The sequence below is a fragment of the Liquorilactobacillus aquaticus DSM 21051 genome (assembly GCF_001436755.1).
Classification (GTDB): Bacteria; Bacillota; Bacilli; order Lactobacillales; family Lactobacillaceae; genus Liquorilactobacillus; species Liquorilactobacillus aquaticus.
In genome coordinates this window covers 12868-31938 of the sequence record NZ_AYZD01000001.1, presented here as the reverse complement: position 1 = coordinate 31938, position 19071 = coordinate 12868, and the positions used below count along the sequence as shown (strand labels likewise).

15 protein-coding genes are annotated in these 19071 nt (G+C 39.9%); 14 read left to right on the top strand and 1 reads right to left on the bottom strand.

Going from position 1 to position 19071, the window contains the following annotated elements:
• The first annotated feature begins 103 nt into the window (after positions 1-103).
• The 4 genes from FC19_RS00125 (at position 104) to FC19_RS00110 (ending at position 6716) form a co-directional block, all read left to right on the top strand.
• Entirely contained in the window at positions 104-2554 is a 2451-nt protein-coding gene (locus tag FC19_RS00125; protein ID WP_057874969.1) for a glycyl radical protein, read from the top strand.
• A gap of 65 nt (positions 2555-2619) precedes the next feature.
• A complete protein-coding gene (locus FC19_RS00120; RefSeq protein ID WP_057874968.1) occupies positions 2620-3300 on the top strand; it encodes a fructose-6-phosphate aldolase in 681 nt (226 codons plus the stop codon).
• A gap of 534 nt (positions 3301-3834) precedes the next feature.
• Positions 3835-4143: a bacteriocin immunity family protein gene (locus tag FC19_RS00115; RefSeq protein WP_057874967.1), complete on the top strand. Its 309-nt coding sequence runs from the start codon at positions 3835-3837 to the stop codon at positions 4141-4143.
• Between the two features lie 455 nt (positions 4144-4598).
• Positions 4599-6716, top strand: a complete 2118-nt coding sequence (locus tag FC19_RS00110) for an ArnT family glycosyltransferase (RefSeq protein ID WP_057874966.1) — start codon at positions 4599-4601, stop codon at positions 6714-6716.
• A gap of 255 nt (positions 6717-6971) precedes the next feature.
• Here FC19_RS00110 and FC19_RS00105 read toward each other — a convergent pair whose 3' ends face one another.
• Positions 6972-7943 carry an NAD(P)-dependent oxidoreductase gene (locus tag FC19_RS00105; protein ID WP_235809286.1) on the bottom strand — a complete coding sequence of 324 codons (972 nt, stop codon included), beginning with the start codon at positions 7941-7943 and terminating at the stop codon, positions 6972-6974.
• A 428-nt stretch (positions 7944-8371) separates the two neighbouring features.
• On the opposite strand from FC19_RS00105, the gene FC19_RS00100 reads away from it, so the two are divergent.
• From FC19_RS00100 to FC19_RS00055, 10 genes are all read left to right on the top strand, one after another.
• Entirely contained in the window at positions 8372-10012 is a 1641-nt protein-coding gene (locus FC19_RS00100; RefSeq protein WP_057874964.1) for a M20/M25/M40 family metallo-hydrolase, read from the top strand.
• A gap of 4 nt (positions 10013-10016) precedes the next feature.
• The gene (locus FC19_RS00095) at positions 10017-10856 is read left to right on the top strand and encodes a dimethylarginine dimethylaminohydrolase family protein (RefSeq protein ID WP_057874963.1); all 840 of its coding nucleotides are present in this window, start codon (positions 10017-10019) and stop codon (positions 10854-10856) included.
• Positions 10857-10877: 21 nt separating this feature from the next.
• The gene (locus FC19_RS00090) at positions 10878-11705 is read left to right on the top strand and encodes a transporter substrate-binding domain-containing protein (protein WP_057874962.1); all 828 of its coding nucleotides are present in this window, start codon (positions 10878-10880) and stop codon (positions 11703-11705) included.
• A 25-nt stretch (positions 11706-11730) separates the two neighbouring features.
• Positions 11731-12417 carry an amino acid ABC transporter permease gene (locus FC19_RS00085; RefSeq protein WP_057874961.1) on the top strand — a complete coding sequence of 229 codons (687 nt, stop codon included), beginning with the start codon at positions 11731-11733 and terminating at the stop codon, positions 12415-12417.
• Between the two features lie 15 nt (positions 12418-12432).
• On the top strand, positions 12433-13176 hold the full coding sequence (locus tag FC19_RS00080) for an amino acid ABC transporter ATP-binding protein (RefSeq protein ID WP_083488243.1): 744 nt from the start codon (positions 12433-12435) through the stop codon (positions 13174-13176).
• A gap of 24 nt (positions 13177-13200) precedes the next feature.
• Complete coding sequence (locus tag FC19_RS00075) at positions 13201-14487, top strand: aspartate aminotransferase family protein (protein ID WP_057874960.1); 1287 nt, start codon at positions 13201-13203, stop codon at positions 14485-14487.
• Positions 14487-15851: an aldehyde dehydrogenase family protein gene (locus FC19_RS00070; protein WP_057874959.1), complete on the top strand. Its 1365-nt coding sequence runs from the start codon at positions 14487-14489 to the stop codon at positions 15849-15851. Before FC19_RS00075 ends, FC19_RS00070 begins: the two co-directional genes overlap by 1 nt.
• Before the next feature lie 205 nt (positions 15852-16056).
• Positions 16057-17175 carry a histidinol-phosphate transaminase gene (gene hisC, locus FC19_RS00065; protein WP_057874958.1) on the top strand — a complete coding sequence of 373 codons (1119 nt, stop codon included), beginning with the start codon at positions 16057-16059 and terminating at the stop codon, positions 17173-17175.
• Positions 17176-17247: 72 nt separating this feature from the next.
• Positions 17248-18372 (top strand): aminotransferase, encoded by a 1125-nt coding sequence (locus FC19_RS00060; protein WP_057875104.1) that lies wholly within the window; start codon positions 17248-17250, stop codon positions 18370-18372.
• Positions 18373-18520: 148 nt separating this feature from the next.
• On the top strand, positions 18521-18877 hold the full coding sequence (locus FC19_RS00055; protein ID WP_057874957.1) for a hypothetical protein: 357 nt from the start codon (positions 18521-18523) through the stop codon (positions 18875-18877).
• The last annotated feature ends 194 nt before the right edge of the window (positions 18878-19071 follow it).

Sequence of the window (19071 nt, the reverse complement as noted above, 5' to 3'; positions counted from 1 at the left end):
CAAAAAATTTGTTTAGAGCGGTTGCGGGTGAAGTACTGATAGTGGAATTAATCTATGAAGTTTTTGTATTTGCGCCTAATAAAATTCAAGGAGGTTATCTAAAATGAGTCCAACAATTACTGCAGATCAGGAAGTATTCGGACAAAAAGTCGGAGATTTTGGCGAACTAACTCTTAAAATGCATAACTATCGTGAGTCTATTCTTGCTGCTAAACCATATATTGATCCAGAAAAAGCGATATTAACAACAGAAGCATACAAACAATATCAAGATCATCAAGTTGATATTATTAGGGCACGTGTTTTAGAACATATTTTAAAAAACATGACGATTTATATTGAGAAGGATACACTCTTGGCAGGAAATCAGGCATCACATAATCGTTGGGCTCCGGTTTTTCCAGAATACTCGATGAACTGGGTCATCGAAGAGTTGGATATCTTCGAAAAGCGTTCCGGGGATGTGTTTTATATTACGGAGCAGGCTAAAGAGCAATTACGAGAAATCGCACCTTTCTGGAAACACAATACATTAGAGGATCGAGGATATGCTTCTTTTCCACCACAAAGCCGAGTTTTTTATGATTTGGGATTGATCGGGGCTGACGGAAATATTACTTCTGGTGATGGACACATTGCTGTAAATTACGAAACTGTTATCAATCAAGGCTTGATTTCATATGAAAAAAAAGTTAAAACACTGCTGGCAAGGCTAGATCTTACTGATATTAGTCAGCAGAAAAAGCTTTATTTTTACCAAGCGAGTTTGATTGTCATCAAAGCAGTTAAAGGATTCGCGAAAAGATATGCAGAATTGGCTGAAAAGCAAGCGGCTAAAGTGACTGAAAAGAAACGGAGAGTTGAATTAGTGGAGATGGCGCGAATTTTGCGCAAAGTACCTTATCATCCGGCGGATACTTATCAAGAGGCGGTCCAATCAATATGGTTAACTCATCTAGTCCTTCAAATAGAATCCAATGGACATTCAGTTTCTTACGGACGTTTAGACCAGTACCTTAATCCATTTTACGAAAGAGATTTGGCAGCTGGCAGAATTAACAAGAAAGAGGCAGTTGAGTTGCTGACAAACCTATGCCTTAAGACTTTAACTATCAACAAAGTTCGATCATGGGCACATACTGAATTTTCCGCAGGCAGTCCTTTGTACCAAAATATTACGATTGGGGGACAAACTAAAAATGGAGATGATGCGGTTAATCCAACCTCATACCTTATCTTGAATGCGATTGTTCAAGCCCATCTGCCACAACCTAATTTAACAGTGCGATATCATCGCGGGCTTAGCGATCATTTCATGCGCCAGTGCATTGAGGTAATCAAAAAAGGTTTGGGAATGCCAGCCTTTAATAATGATGAGGTTATAATTCCATCATTTATTGCACGTGGGATAAAAAAAGAAGACGCTTATAACTATAGTGCTATTGGATGTGTTGAGACAGCTGTACCCGGAAAATGGGGATATCGGTGTACCGGAATGAGTTTTGTTAATTTTCCACGGACATTGCTGATTGTTATGAATGGTGGTAAGGATCCTGAATCTGGGAAACAGTTGTTGCCAAATTATGGTCACTTTACAGAAATGAAGTCTTATGAAGATCTAATGAAGGCGTGGGATAAGTCTTTAAGAGAGATCACACGTCAAAGCGTCATCATTGAAAATAGCTGCGATTTGGCCCTAGAACAAAACTATCCAGATATTTTGTGTTCTGTGCTGACTGAAGATTGTATTGGACGTGGAAAAACGCTCAAGGAAGGTGGAGCAATCTATGATTTCATCAGTGGCTTGCAAGTGGGAATTGCTAATTTAGCTGATTCATTGGCAGCCATTAAGAAACTGGTGTTTGAAGAGCAATGTATCACCTCCAATCAATTATGGCAAGCGTTACAAGAAAATTATCAAGGGCAAGGACAAGAAAAAATACGGCAAATGCTGATCAATGATGCACCAAAATATGGCAATGATATTGATGAGGTAGACCAACTGATCGTTGACGCATATCAACCTTATATCAATGAAATTTCGAAGTATAAAAATACTCGGTATGGCAGGGGTCCGATCGGTGGGGGGCGCTATGCTGGAACCTCTTCGATTTCAGCCAACGTGGGCCAAGGTCACAGCACACTGGCGACACCAGATGGACGATTTGCACGAACACCATTAGCTGAAGGATGTTCACCAGAGCATGCGCTGGATACAGAAGGCCCAACAGCGGTTTTTAAGTCGGTCTCTAAGCTAGATACGAAGGCTATTATCGGAGGAGTTCTATTGAATCAAAAGATGTCACCACAAATTTTGCGCAGTGTTGTTAACTGTGAAAAACTGGTAATGCTGTTGCGTACATTCTTCAATCGCCTTCATGGTTATCATGTTCAATATAACGTTGTTGATCGAGAAACGCTAATTGATGCACAAAAAAATCCAGATAAACACCGAGATCTAATTGTGCGTGTGGCCGGTTATTCTGCATTTTTTGTCGGCTTATCTAAAGAAACGCAGGATGATATTATTGAACGAACGGAACAAACTATTTAGTAATATCGAATCGATCATAACAAAACAAAATTCGTAAATGCTATGTTAAAAGAGAGGGAAGTATGATGGAAATATTAGTGGATACCGTCAATTTGGATCAAATAAGAAGATACAATGAAACACTGCCATTAAACGGGGTGACCTCGAATCCAACAATTGTAAAAAAAGAAGGAAAGATTGATTTCTTTGAACATTTGCGTGAAATTCGCAAAGTCATCGGTAAGAATAAAGCGTTACATGTTCAAGTAGTTGGGTCAACGGTAGATGAAATCGTTGCTGATGCACATCGGATCACAACGGAAATCGATCAAGATGTGTATATAAAAATTCCAACAGATGAAAAAGGACTGGCTGCAATCAAAGTTTTAAAAAGTGAAGGGCTGCATATTACAGCGACTGCAATCTATACGGTTTTTCAAGGGGAATTGGCATTGGCGGCGAACGCTGACTATCTTGCTCCTTATTATAACCGAATGCAAAATATGAACATTGCAGCTGATCAAGTAATTGCCGAGCTTGCGCAAGCAATCAAAGCAAGCAAGAGTCAGACAAAAATATTGGCGGCAAGCTTTCATAATGTTGAGCAGGTCACGGCCGCAATTAAGAATGGTGCTCACGCCGTTACAATTGGAACAGACGTAATTCAGTCCGGCCTGAATGTTCCCTTGATTTCAGCAGCTGTTGCAGATTTTAAAAAGGACTGGGAGTCGCTATATGGTAGTACGACGATTGCAGACTTAAGATGAATAGTTGAAAACTTGCTTTAATGATACCGTAAGAATGAAAAGGATCGTTTCTAGCTCGGGGGAGAGCAACCGGCAATCATATAAAAATGATCTTTGGTAATTTACGAATATAATTCAAAATTTAGCTCCTCAAATTTGGATATGAAAATTAGCAATGGTGTTTTTGCAAAAAAAGTTGGTTAGTATGTTTTGCCATCAAAGGCAATGCGGCAAAAACAATGAGTGATGCATGCAACTTTTTTATACCAAAGAGAATCCAATCGATCAATAGACACCTTTTTAGGCTTCTAGTTTCATTAGCTGGGAGCCTATTTGTTTGTGTCGAAACGACTAGGCGTTATCATACTATATTTTAAGAGTGTTTTAACTAATCAGCTAAAATAGAGAATAATTTTTAAAGGAGTCATTCATAGACGATTGCAGTATAAGAAAAGACACTGGAATTGTATTGAAACGAGTAGTAATCTAGGTAGTTGAAGAAGATGACCAGTACGTTTTGAATGATGAAAATATTAAAAACTAGGAGTGATAACAATGTTTAAAGAAGAAAAAAAAGAAAATCAGGAAATACTAGCTAAAATGTATAATTTTGTACTTGATCCTCAAATTTCAGAACGGGAAAGAAAAATAGGGCTCATGGCAAAGACGGATTTAGAACGGAACAGATATACTGTTGCAGTCGTTAATAAAGTAATTATTAGTTTGCAGCTAGAAGCGATGAAGAATGGTCTAACTCCTGCAGCATCAGATTTTTATCATGTCTTGGAACCTATTCTGAATAAAATTGCGCCAATTGGAACAAACCGAGGTTCTATACTATTTCACAGCAGTTATCTGGACTAAGCATGTTATATATATAATCAGGTAAAAAAATGGCAAGCTAGTGTAGTGCAATGCTCCAGTAAAAGTTTTACTGTTGAATGCACCATTGAAAAGAACGATGAAAGATTCGCACATAATAGCAGTACGAACCTAATCAAGCTTTTTACCAGAGTTATCATAGAGGTAAACTTCTGCATACTATGACGGATTTGAACCTAAGCTAAGAGAAAAGCTTTTGTTCAAATCAATCGAGATTTGCGGAAGTTTTTTTGTGTTTTTTTTGAAATGAAAATTAGCCCAGCCTTTCTCTCTAAATAAAAAATTAATAACTCTTAAAGAAAAAATATTGATTTATATAGAGTAGTTAAAAAAAGCAAGCTTAATCTTATGTAAGTAGCTTTATATGTTTATCACATTCAAGCTGCCGGTTTTCCATTAGGTATTTAGTCAGAACGAGAGAGGGATGTGAGTACTATATGAAAGAAAAGATAAAACGATTCGACGGGTGGCTGATCGTTATTTTGGTTCTTGCCGCTTTCCTATACGGATGGAGTATTTGGAAAGCTGGGTCATCAAATGATTTTTATACATCTGCTATTATCAGTATGAGCAAGAGCTGGAAAAATTTCTGGTATGCCAGTTTTGATCCAGCGGGTTTTATTACCGTCGATAAGCCCCCAGTCGCATTATGGTTTATGGTCGCAAGTGTCAAAATTTTTGGGTTGCATAGCTGGAGTATTGTTTTATCTTCAGTTTTATTCGGAATCGGCTCAGTTGCTTTGATTTACAAGATGGTGCGTCCTTATTTTGGGAGGCTTGCCGCTAATTTAGGTGCTTTTTTCATGACAATTACACCGATCGTTGTCGCTGATTCACGTACAAATAATATGGATGCGACATTGGTTTTCTTCTTACTGCTAGCTGGATATCTTCTGCAGTTGGCTGTGAAAAAGCATAAAACATGGCTTGTGGCAATTGCGTTTGCACTAATTGGGATTGCTTTTAATATTAAAATGCTGCAAGCTTTCATGGTTTTACCCGCAATGTATTTTTTCTATTGGATCGCTTCAACAGCCGGTTGGAAGAAAAAAATTGCACATTTATTTGTTGCAACAGCAGCCGTAACGGCCTTTACGCTCTTATGGCCGCTGGCTGTCGACTCAACTAATTCCACCAAACGTCCTTACATTGGAAGTTCATCAAATAATTCTGTCTTAAATTTGGCTTTCGGCTATAATGGCAGTCAGCGTTTGTTGGGACAATCAACTGGAACTGGCGGAAGATTCAGTGGAATGGGTAATTCGCAGAAAAAGCAGCAAACGCAAGGCAAAATGAAAGGCCAGCCAACTGGTAGCCAAAAGATGCAATCCCCTGGAGGTAAGGGCATCACTGCTAGCGCTAACAAAGGCGGTCAGCAAATGGGTGGCAAGCAGGGGACTGGGGCTCAAGGCGGTGGTGGCGGAGCGTTTAATATTGGTACTGCTGGACCATTTAGACTCTTGCAAAAAGCACTGGGACAGCAAGTCAGTTGGCTGTTTCCTCTAGCGCTTGTCGGATTGATTGCAGCGTATCTATATGAAGTTAAAAGACAGAAAAAGTGGTGGAAAACAACTCAGAAACAGCAACAGTTGCTTTACTGGGCAGGATGGCTTGTTCCAGTTGCTGGTTTTTTCAGTATTGCTAGTTTTTTCCATCCATATTATATGATCATGCTTGCGCCACCGCTGGCCGTCTTAGCGGCTATCGGGGTAACGACATTCATTGAATCATTGAAGGAGAAACGTGATCGCTGGCAATTATATCTGCTGGCAACCGGTTTTTGGATTACGGCTGCTTTGCAGGCTTGGTATGTTTATAGTTATTATCCATGGCTTAGCTGGATAATTATTATCGGAACAGCAGTGGCTTCATTTTCGGCGATGTTCTATCAAGATGAGCATAAGAGTTTGATCTATGGAGCCTTAGCAGTGGCATTTCTAGCACTGGCACCTGGATTCTGGTCTTTGACACCTACATTAGCAGGTGCATCTGATGCGATTCCGTCGGCGGGACCAGATTTGCTAAGCAGTTCTGGCCAGTCCAGCGGAGGACTTGGGAGTGAGAGTGCCAGTACAAAAATGATCAAGTATCTTGAGAAAAACACCAAGAATACTAAATATATGTTCGCAACCATGGACTCTAATACAGCAGCACCGTATATTATTAAAACAAAAAGAGCTGTGATGACAATTGGTGGGTACAATGGTACAGATAATGCGATCTCACTTAAACAGTTCAAAAAGATGGTCAAAGAAGGTAAAGTTAAGTATTTTTATCTTTCTGGTAAAACCACAAGCAGTTCGATTATCAAATGGGTTAAAAAATATGGGACCAAAGTGAAGGCGAAAGAATATACCGATACAGCTTCGTCTGCAACTGGACGGAAGGGTCAAACGCCTAGAGGTTCATTCAAAAAAATGGCAGGGAGAGGTCAAAGGCCTAGTGGAATGAAGAAGCCTAACAGCAGTAGTCAAAAGGGCATGTCTAACAATCAATCTCAACCGTCAGGTGGATCAATGGGTGGGCAAAGCAGTACGTTGTATAAATTAAACTAAGATTTTGTAGTTGTAGTCGGAATAAAATTAGATTCAAAGAAAATTGCAGTCGAGAGATCAACTTGAGATTACGAATATAGCGTGTTCTTTTACTATGAGTAATTCAAAGTAAGATGAAGAATCTTGACTTATGGAACAGGTTTATAGTGAAATAAAAAAGGAACTAGATCAAAATCAACTTTGGTCTAGTTCTTTTTTTAACCTTATTTTTATATGAATTAATGCACATCAGCAATCAATTTTCTGACTGCAGGATTAAATCAGGATCTTAGGTTGCTCATCCACAAAATGGCTGACCATATCGTGCTCGCCTTCGAAAAACCTGACAACATTTTGGCATGAAATACGTTGCAGATCTGTTACAGAATCGACGGAGTAAAAGGCTGCGTGCGGAGTCAGAATAACATTTGGGCGATTTAATAAAGGATGGCCTTCCAAATCAGGCTTTTCAGATGAAAGGACATCGAGACCAGCTCCTTTGATCAAACCTTTGTCCAGTGCATCCAACAGCGCTTCTTCATTGACGCTTTCACCGCGGGCAACGTTAATGAAGGTGGGACGTCGCGCCGACATCTTTTCAAATGCACTTTTATCAAAAAAGGAGCGATTGTCTTTAGTTAGACGCATATGATTAGTAATGATATCGGACCTTTGGTAAAGTTGATTTACAGAAATCAAAGGGATTCTGAGTTTTGCAGCAACTTCTTGTGGAAGAAAAGGATCATAGGCGAGTACTTGCATACCGAATGCTTTGGCAATATGTGCAACCTTTTGACCTATTTTACCTAGTCCTAAAATGCCTAATGTTTGTTTAGCGAGTCGCTTTTGCGGTGGTAACGAATTATACTTCCAGACGTGTTTGGTGTGCAGGAGTTCATCGTAAGCTTTTAGCTGTTTAGTTAGGCTCAAAATTAAAGAGAATGTGAATTCGGCAACATCATCACTGCAATAGTCGGAAATTGCACAGACACGGACCCCGTATGCGGATGCTGCTTTTAAATCTACATTATTGAAGCCCATCGCATTAACCGAAATTAACTTCAAATATGGAGCTTCAGCAAGAAGCATTGTGTCTATGGGGATAAACGCGGTGATCAAAGCATCAGCATCAGCCAATTCATGATTGAATTCGGTCAGATCATTAGGATCATAGACTAGTACTTTAACGATCCATTGTGGATGTTGTTGTTTTAAGAGCTTAATTTCATAGCTATGGTCAGCCATCATTGACGTTGCATAATCTGAAATAATAATTTTCATTTGAAAGACTCCTTTAATTAAAAGATTAAATCAACCTAATACTGCTCATGAACATTGTGATGACCGAGGTTGATGATTCTGAGCAATTTTTATATGTTAAGTAATATAACATGGAGCCGCTTTTACCACTAATATAATGGCTAGTTATTACTTGGAATAATAAAGCTCAAGAAATAGCCTTGAATATTCGAAGCATAATCAAGAATATATATTAACATGTAACCTGTAACAATCGAATTTTATGCATAATACCTGTTATCAAATGAGCAGCTGACTTTTGAAAGCAAAGAGTTTACGTTATTAGACATTGTTATATTTATTGACATGACATTGAAGGTAAATTATAATCACATTAAGTTTTAATTATATTTTTTATAACCTTGGAAGTGGTGGAGATGTACCAGAAACTGAAACAGATGTCAGAAGCACAAAGAATCGAAGCAATTACACGCAGACTTGTTAGTGTAAAAAGTGTTAATGGTACTGCTGGGGAGATTGCGATTGCTGAGGAAGTCGAAGATGTTTTACGCAGCTTTCCCTTTTTTAAGGAACATCCGCGTTTTGTATGGACTCAGGAACTTCCGAATGACACATTAGGGAGAAAAAATGTATTTGCCTTAATAAAAAAGGAAGGCGCAACAAAAACGATTATTTATCATTCACATATGGACACTGTCGGGATAAATGATTTTGGAGTCTTAAAAGAGGAGGCGCTGAATTCAGACCAGCTGGCTGAATACTTTAAGCATTATAGCGAAGATCCAGATATTCAAAAGGATGCTCTTTCAGGTAACTGGCTTTTTGGGCGGGGAGCATTGGATATGAAAAGTGGAGATGCTGTCAATCTGACTAATTTGCTTTATTATAGCGAGCATCCAGAAGAGCTAACCGGAAACTTGCTATTTATGGGCAATTGTGTTGAGGAAAATGATCACAGTGGAGCAATTGCTTCATTAGATGAATTGGAAAGATTAAAGAAGAAATACGACCTCACTTACGAAGTTGCAGTGAATACGGATTTTATAAGTCCTAAGTATGAAGGAGATCAACAGAAATACATTTATTACGGAGCAGCAGGTAAAGCACTGACGTGTTTTTATATTAAGGGAATCGAAACGCATGTTGGCAATACTTATGCAGGGGTCGACTCTACTTTGGTTGCTAGCCGGATCAATTTATTGATTAATAACAACCCAGAGTTTATTGAACACATTCCTGATGAGGAAGTTCTACCATCGTCATGTTTGATGCTGCGTGATCAAAAAGATTTCTATAATGTTCAAACAGCCAAAGTCACGCAGATGTATTTTAATACGTTCACGTATAAGCGTCCTGTGTATGAGATTCTGCAGCATTTAAAAGAAGCTGTCCAGCATGATTGCCGTGACTTAGTTGCTGACTTGGCTGCAAAGCAAGCTGCATATTTGAATAGTCTCTCGTTTCCAGCTGTCAAAGACGAACGAAAGATTAAGGTATTTACGTTTGTCGAGTATTTGGACTATCTCCATCAAGAAGGGATTCAAGTAGATGAACTAATTCATGCTTTTTGGGAGGAAAATCATGAACTTGATAAGCGTGAAATAGGTTTTGCATTGATTGATTATTTAGATAAGCAGATCAACGATAGTGCAGCGAAAGTTATTTTGTTTCTAGCACCGCCATTCTGTCCGCATAACAGTATCGCATCAGATTCACATATTTATCAAAAGCTCAAGGCAACTCTAGCCGACTATGAACAGGAGGAAGATTTTAAAATGAAACAGTTCTTTCCGTATCTGTCTGATAGTAGTTACTTGGCAATCGATGAAAATGATGCAGAGATTAACCAGCTGACTGAGAATTTTCCGTTTGCTGGAAGAATTTACCCGCTGCCCTATGATAAGATGCGTGCGCTGAATATTCCAGCTGTTGATATCGGCGTTTTTGGTAAGGGAGCGCACACTTGGAAAGAGCGCGTCTATAAGCCATATTCATTTGGTGTTTTACCTAAATTGATTCGCAATTTTACGGCAAAAGCGTGGAAGAGTGAGGAGTGAAGCGATGTTTGTACTTAATGGAACTTCTGAACTAAAGCGAGTTTTGGTTTGTCCGCCGACTTATCTGGAAGAAGCAGCACCGATCAATGAGATTTCTAAAAAATATGCTGATCAGCCGCTGAATCGAAAAAAATTGACTGCTGAGTTTGAACAGCTTGTCGAGGCCTACCAGCAAGCTGGGATCGAAGTCGAGCAGCAAACGGCAACGCCAGAGATGACAAATGCAGTTTTTGCACGTGATTTCGGTGGTTGTGTCAAAGAAGGTTATATTCTAGGACGGTTTAAAAAAGAATTACGCTTTCCCGAAAGGAGAGCTTACGAAAATAAGATGAAGAAATTGGGTGTTCCCAAAATATTAGAGATCAAAGAGGGCTACTTTGAGGGAGGAGATTTTGCTTTTCTGACTGAAAAAGTGATTGCAGTTGGTATTATTGACCGGACAGATCAAAAAGGGTTTGAGGAACTGAAGGCGGGTTTAGCTCACTTTGGATACGAAGTTTACCCGGTTCCTGCAGATCCGCGCTATCTTCATCTTGACATGTGTTTTAATCTTGTCGATGACCATCTGGCTGTTGCCTATAAGGAGGGGCTGCCTGCAGCATTTTTGAAATTACTGGAAAAACTTGAAATTGAAATTATTCCGGTGCCAGAAGAAGCTATTTTCAAGCACGGATGCAATTTAGAAAGCTTAGGAGCTAAGCGTGTTTTGTCTTTGAAGCAGAATACGGAAGTCAACAAGGCATTGCGTGCACATGGAATGAAAGTGATCGAACTGGATATAACTGAAACTTTGAAAGCGGGCGGAGGCCCGCATTGTATGACCTTTCCGTTACAACGCGGATAATACAAAACAGGGGGAGAAATCATGAAATTAACATTCAAGAAAACTTTGGGGATGCTTGGAACAGTAATGGCTTTAGGACTTGTTCTTGCAGGCTGCGGCAACAAAAGTACAGATAACAGTGTCAAAAAAATTCAAGATAAGAAAACTTTAGTTGTCGGGACGTCAGCTGATTATGCACCGTTTGAATTCCCGATCATGCAAAACGGTAAGAAGAAAATTGTTGGATACGATATGATGATTGCGCAGAAAATTGCGGACGATTTAGGAGTTAAACTCAAAATTGAAAATACAGAATTTCCATCATTGATCTCTGAGTTGAAAAACAACAAAATTGATTTGATTATGGCAGGAATGGTTTCAACCAACGAACGTAAAAAAGTTGTTGCCTTTTCGAATTCATATTACACCGTTGAGAATGTACTGCTGGTTCAAAAGAAAGATGCAAATAACTTTAATAATGTATCTGATGTTAAAGGCAAACAAATTGGAGCGCAACAGACAACGACACAAGAATCGATTGCTAAGTCTCAGTTGAAGGGAAGCAATGTTGTTACCGAAGGTGTTTTGACAAGTTTAACAACAGAATTGTCACAGGGTAAGTTGAGTGGTGTGGTCGTTGAAAATGAAATTGCCAATAATTATATTAGACAATATCCCGATAAATACGCGATTGCTAAGGTCAAGTTGACGACGCCAAAAGATCAACGTTCGGTCAATATTGCAGCTCGTAAATCAGACAAAGCTTTGTTAAAGCGTGTAAATAAGCAGATTAATAAACTTAAAAAGAGCGGCGAGTTAGACAAGATGTTTAAGAAAGCTGAGGATCTGCAAGCTAAGAATGCAGATTAATTGAGCCAAGTAAAGGGTGAAGAAAATGTTTGATTTTTTAAAGCAGTACTATCCAGTTTTTGTCGAAGGAACTGCGCAAACAATTATTATTTCCATAATCGGTATCATTATCGGCATCCTGCTCGGATTGATCTTTGTTATGATGCGGCTTTCTAAAATAAAGTTCCTCTCATACATTGCACGTGTTTATATTGCAATTGTCAGAGGGACTCCAGCCATGATTCAGGTAATGTTGATTTACTATACATTGTCGAAGGTTTTGGAAGTACCACAGATCCAGTTCTTGGGATCAGGGCTTGATCGTGTGATCCCAGGATCGATCGCTTTGGGGATCAATTCTGGTGCGTATACCGCTGAGATCTTTCGTTCAGGGATTATCTCGATTTCAAATGGGCAGACTGAAGCTGGACTGTCTCTGGGTTTAAGTGATAGGACAACAATGTTTTCAATCGTTTTACCGCAGGCTGTTCGGAATATTCTGCCTGCACTTGGAAATGAGTTTATTTCTTTAGTTAAGGAATCATCGGTCCTGTTTTATATTGGAGTTCAAGAAGTTACCGCGCAAGCATTAGGGGTTGGCGGAACACTGTATGACTTTGTACCACCGTTGATTGTTGCTGCTTTGATTTATTTCGTCCTAACCTTTATTTTGTCGCAGCTGATGCAGCTCTTGGAAAAGAGAATGGGGCGCAAATATCTGCGAAGTAATTAGAGGAGGGATGACAGAATGAGCGCTGAAAAAAGCATTATTGAAGTCAACAATCTTAAGAAAGCTTTTGGTGACAATGTCGTTTTGAAAGACATTTCATTTGATGTTAAGAAATCCGAAAAAGTTGTTTTGATCGGACCTTCTGGCAGTGGCAAGAGTACTCTGCTGCGATGTTTGAATCGTCTAGAAGATGATTATGAAGGAGAAGTTTTGTTTGAAGGCGAGAATGTTAATGGTGCCAGCAAAGAAAAACTACGCTTATTACGTCAGAAAATGGGGATGGTGTTTCAACAATTTAATCTTTTTCCGCATAAGACGGTTCTAGAAAACATCACTTTCTCACCAATAAAATTAAAAATTGCTACGCCGCAAGAAGCCAATAAACATGCGCATGAGCTGCTTGAACAGGTTGGTTTATCAGAAAAAGCTGACGCGTACCCGCAGTCATTGTCAGGTGGGCAGCAGCAACGTGTTGCGATTGCCCGTGCTCTGGCCATGGAACCTGAAGTTATGCTATTTGATGAACCGACTTCAGCGCTTGATCCTGAAATGGTTGGCGATGTTTTGGGTGTAATGGAAGGATTGGCTAAGAACGGAATGACTATGATCATTGTCACACATGAAATGTCATTTGCACAGAATATTGCAGATCAAGTTCTTTTTATGGATGAGGGCATGATTGCTGATAGTGGAACAGCTGATCATATTTTTAAAGAAACAAATAATACGCGGACACGTTCATTTTTATCCAAGGTCATGTAGTTGTCCGCAAGGAGTGAAGTAAATTTGAAATCATTATATGAACGATCACTGGAAGTTTTGCCGCCAGTCGCTAAACGTGCAACAGAATTGGGTATTGTAAAGGGTCAAGGAGCCTATTTGACTGATGAAAAGGGCGAAAAGTATCTTGATTTTGCAGCTGGAGTCGGAGTCGTCAATTGCGGACATAATCATCCAGTTGTAGTTGAGGCAATTGAAAAGCAACTGCATGATTTGGTTCATGGAGGACACAATGTTGTTTACTATCCTTCTTATATTGAACTGGCAGAAAAATTAGTTGCTCGTGTTGGAGAAGATTACAAGGTTTATTTTTCCAATAGCGGTGCCGAAGCCAATGAAGGTGCTGTAAAACTTGCATTGAGCGTGACCAAGCGAAGCGGGATCATCGCTTTCAACCGTTCATTCCATGGGCGGACACTTCTGACTGCAGCGATGACAGCTTCGAACGCACAATATCGTAAAAATTATGAAGGTGTCCTGCCACCGGTTTATCATGTTGATTTTCCTGACATCTATAATACTAAGTTGAGTGAGGACGAAGAAATTGCCCGCTGTTTAGGGCAGTTGCAGCAGGTCTTTCATAATGTGCTGGCTCCTTCGCAAACAGCATGCATCGTTGTTGAACCCGTACAGGGCGAAGGTGGCTACCTTCCAGCTCCAAGAAAATTTCTGATTAAATTGCGAGAAATTTGTGATCGTTTTGGTATCCTGTTGATCTTCGATGAAGTTCAAAGTGGTTATGGTCGGACAGGTAATTTGTTTGCCAAAGATCATTATGGAATACAGCCTGATGTCCTAACATCAGCCAAAGGGATTGCGAATGGGATACCGTTGAGTGCAGTAATTGGCAAAAAGAAATATATGGATCAATGGGAACCAGGGGCACATGGTGGAACATTTGGAGGAAATCCCTTGGCTTGTGCAGCCGGGTCAGCTGTTTTGGACATCATGAACGCTGAGTTCTTGGAACATGTCAGAACAGTCGGTGCTTATTTTGTTACCAAGCTTCAAAAACTGCAGGAAAGATATCTAGCGATCAGCAGCGTGCGTGGACTAGGATTGATGATCGCAATTGAGTTTCGTGAAAAAGATGGAGAACCGGCAACGGAGTTAGTTGCAAGAATTCGCAAGGAGGCTTTGCAACAGCATTTGATCTTGCTGAATTGTGGTGTTTTTCATAATGTGATTAGATTTATGCCGCCATTGATTATTGAGAAGAGCGATGTGAATAAAGCTATTGCGATTCTGAATACGAGTATCAGTTTAAGTTTGGAAAAAGTGGGTGAAAATTAATGGGGTATACCGTAGTTAATCCGTATAATGGAAAGACACTTAAGACATTTGCCGTACAAAGTGATGCTGAAGTTGAAGCAGCTTTGAAAAAAGCAGAAATGTTTTATCAAGAACAAAAACAAGTAGACGTAGCATTCAGAGCTAAGAAACTAAAACGCTTTGGAGCTGTTCTGCTTGAACATAAGGAAGAGTTGGCCCATGAAGCCGCGCTTAATATGGGGAAACGTCTCAGTGAAGGGCGTGGTGAAGTTGAATTATGTGCAAAATTGGCAGAATATTATGCGAACCACACTGAATTGTTGAAGCCTAAACCTTATTCTTACGGAGCAGGGAAGAAAGCACTTTTGGAATATCATTCGTTGGGGGTAATTGCTAGTATTGAGCCGTGGAATTTTCCGTACTCACAAGTGGTACGTGTCTTAGCACCCAATTATTTGATCGGTAATCCGGTTGTTTTAAAGCATGCCGGGATCGTTGCGGGTTGTGCAGAACTTCTGGAAAGGTTGGTTGAGAAAGCTGGTTGGGAAGAAGGAGCCTTTAAAAATCTCTTCATATCACATGAACAAGTTTCACGGATAATTGCGGATAAGCGTGTTCAAGGAGTGGCGTTGACGGGTTCAGAGGCAGCGGGAAGAATAATTGCTGGTGCTGCCGGGAAGAGTTTAATCAAATCGACCATGGAGCTTGGTGGAAGTGATGTTTTTGCTATTTTAGATGATGCGGACCTGAAGCTTGCTATTGCAGATGCAACTGCAGCCAGACTGCGCAATTCGGGGCAGGTTTGTACATCAGCCAAACGTTTTATTGTTGAAAAGACGGTTGCGGCGGAGTTTGTTGCGGGTATCAAACAGACTTTTGCTAACCTCAAGATGGGCGATCCGCTTGACGAAACGACAGCACTAGCTCCTCTTTCATCTCATAGTGCTGCTGTTGAACTGCAATCTCAGGTTGATACAGCGATTAAACATGGAGCAAAGGTTTTGGTTGATGGCGGAATTGTCGAAGGACGAGGAAACTTTTTCAAGCCGATTGTTCTAACTGATATTACGCCTGCTAATCCAGCCTATCGCCAAGAATTTTTTGGACCGGTCGCACAGGTCTTTATCGCTGAGAACGATGAACAAGTTGTTGCTCTAGCAAATGATTCAGATTTTGGTTTAGCGGGTGCAGTCTATGGTGAAGATGAAGAACGTGCTCATCGTGTTGCGTCACAGATCGAGACCGGGCAAGTCTTTATTAATCGACCTTCCGGAGCTTATCCTGAATTGCCATTTGGTGGGGTTAAGAATTCTGGTTATGGACGTGAGATGAGTGATCTGGGCTTATATGAGTTTACTAACCAAAAGATCATCGTGTTTAAATAGTCGTTCGGGTGATCCATCATGATACGCAGAATTAAAATAAGTGGGAGAGGCAAAAGCTTATTTTTGAGCCACTTTTATTATTCAATAGAAAACTTTTCATAGCGATTGGTTTTATTAAAAAGAATTTAACGTATTCAAATAAGCGAATATTTTAAATCCTTTTTTTGTGCTTGAGAATTATTATTATAAAGATTGAGGTGTCTAAATGTCAGAACTAAAATTACGCAGACAGGTTGATGATTGTCAGCCATATATTGCGGGTGAGACTGAAGCAGCTGTTCTAGATAAATATGGGTTGACAGATGTTGTTAAATTGGGTTCAAATGAGAATCCTTATGGACCATATCCAAATGCTCAGGCTGCGATGAAGAAGAGCTTGAAGTACCTCAATCGTTATCCAGAAGATGATTATGTCGGCTTGATCGAAACGATTGCCGCTCAAAATAGGCTGACGAAAGGCAATGTTGCTCTTGGCAGTGGGGCGGGAAATGTTATTGAAACCGTAGCACGCTTATTTTTAGATGAAGGAGATGAGGTACTGCTTGCGAAACCGACCTATCGCCTCTACCGAGAAGTTTCCACTTTGATGGGGGCAACAGTCAAGGAGATTCCTGTGAAAGAGGATTTCAGTTACGACTTCGAGGCTTTTAAAGCAGCCATTACTCCAGACACAAAGTTGGTTTGGCTATGCAATCCTAACAATCCTACTGGAGCGATAAATAACCCTGAAGAGATTGAACATTTTGTCGATGAAGTCGGGGATGACGTCTGGATTGCTCTCGATGAAGCATATGCTGACTTTATCCAAATGGGGAAAAGAGCACAACTGACAGATAAGTTGGAGCATAAAAAACTAGTGATTATCAGGACCTTTTCCAAGTACTATGGTCTAGCAGGTATTCGTGTCGGTTATCTCTTAGCGCGGCCAAACCTGATTACGGCATATGATACGATTACTGAACCTTTCTGTGTTAATCGTGTTGGCCTTTTTGCGGCACGTGCTTCTCTATTGCTGGATCAGAAGGAAGCACTGGCAATCAAAAAAGAGCTACTGCTGCAAAGAGAACAGCTTACTGTAGAGTTAGACCAGTTGGAATTTGAAGTTGTGCCATCTCAAGCCAATTTTATTTTTGCTCGATTGCCGGAGGGCCTGCAGTCAAAAGTATTCTGTGAACAATTGATGTCTTGCGGTGTTATTATTCGCGAATGCAGTGCATGGGGTTATCCGCAGTATGTTAGAATTACCGTTGGTAAGGAAGAGGAAAATAGACGCTTAGTAATAGAAATCAAAAAATTAGTTCGAGTTAAGGTTAGGGAAAAATAGTAACTTTGTAAACTATTATTGTTAGATAGCGTAGCGGTGAAAGGAACGTTTTTTAGGAATGGAGCGATAATTATCGAAATAGCAAAGTTCGGCGTTGAAGAATGGTTGAATAAATGGGAGAAAGAAGCGCGTTTTGACATATCGCAGAGTTCAGTCGCGGCTTTAACATTAAGAGAATTGACAGCCCTGGGTGGGACGACAACTGCTGCTTTTTTTGAAAAGCTAAATAGCAGGAAAATGGATTATGGTTGGATTGAAGGCTCGCCGGCTTTTAAAAATCTTGTTGCCGAATTATACCAGAATGTTACTGCTGAAAATATTCTGCAAACTAATGGTTCAACAGGGGCAAATATGCTGGTTCTTTATGCGCTTTTGCACCCTGGAGATCATGTTGTTGCACCTTTTCCAACTTATCAGCAGCTTTACGACATTCCACGTTCACTTGGAGCACATGTTGATTTTATTCATTTGGAAGAAGATGCTAATTGGCAACTTGATGTGGATAGACTGGCGGCGATCGTCACACCAAAGACTAAAATGATTTGTCTGAATAATGCGAACAATCCGACAGGAACGCTGTTAGAGCGAACAGCTCTTGAGCAAGTTGTTGCAGTCGCCCGTGCAGTAGATGCTTATGTCGTTGTCGATGAAGTTTATTCCCCGTTAGCGGGCAGCAGTGACTTTGTCTCGATCGCAGACATTTATGAAAAGGGAATTGCTACTAATTCCTTGTCAAAAACTTATTCGCTTCCTGGACTTAGAATTGGCTGGGTTGCGTCGCCAAACGATGAAATTATCAATCTTTTTCGCAAGTATCGCGACTACACTTTAATTAGTAGTGGAGTGCTGGATAATGAATTAGCAGTCTTGGCGTTATCAAACAGGGAGAAGATTCTTCAACGTAATCGAGAGATTGTGAGTGAAAATTTGGAAATTGTTAAGCACTGGATTGAAAAAGAACCACGTGTCGAACTGGTCTTGCCTAATTATGTTCCAACTTCGTTTATCAAGCTTACTATTCCGGAAGATGATTATTCATTTTGTGCTTCACTTTTGAAAGATACTGGTGTTTTATTGGTTCCAGGGAGTGCTTTTGGAGTTCCCCAGCATGCACGTTTGGGCTATTGCTGCAATAAAGAGATTTTAAAACAAGGATTGTCTTTATTAACACGATACCTCAGAAAATTTGATATTTAATATTTAACTAGGTGAAAGTATACTGTCTTCAGTTTAAACTAACTGAAGGTTTTTTTTAGCTCTACTGTTTCGGCATAAGAAACTATAAAATTGACATTTAATTTGTGAAACCGCTATACTTGAAACATAGAGTGAAGGGGGTGCAGGCATGAGATTGTTTAATCCGTATTTTTTTAAATATATACCAGCCAGTCATCGTGATCCAGAACTTAATGCTGCATATAAAGTTGGGATTGGAAATGAGTCAGGTTACACTTGTCAAAAAGTTCAGCTTCTTTACAATGGAAAAATCCAATCGAGAACTGTACCAAGTTTTATCTTCATTGAGGAAGATTTATCTTCGGATAAAGCAGACTTTAAACGAGTCAGTGAAGCGATGGAAGATGTTTGGGAGAAATACCTTGAAACACCGGCTGATCTGAGAGACAAAGTAAAGGATATTGATCTGACAAAAAATAAAATCAAAAAGCAGCTAGGTACAGACTATTATCCAGATAAAGCCTAAGGATGTGCAGCAATTTTCTGGTCGAATGCAGACCGAAAGATTGCTTTTTATTTTGGCTGAGGGAAATATAATGCTGATGTCAAGCTTCCTATGGTGCGTTAGGTCTCAAAGGGGAATTGGATGCGAGCTGTTTAACTGTTACATAAACTGGGGTTAAACGGCTTTTTGATTGTTTAAACTATATTTTGAAAGGA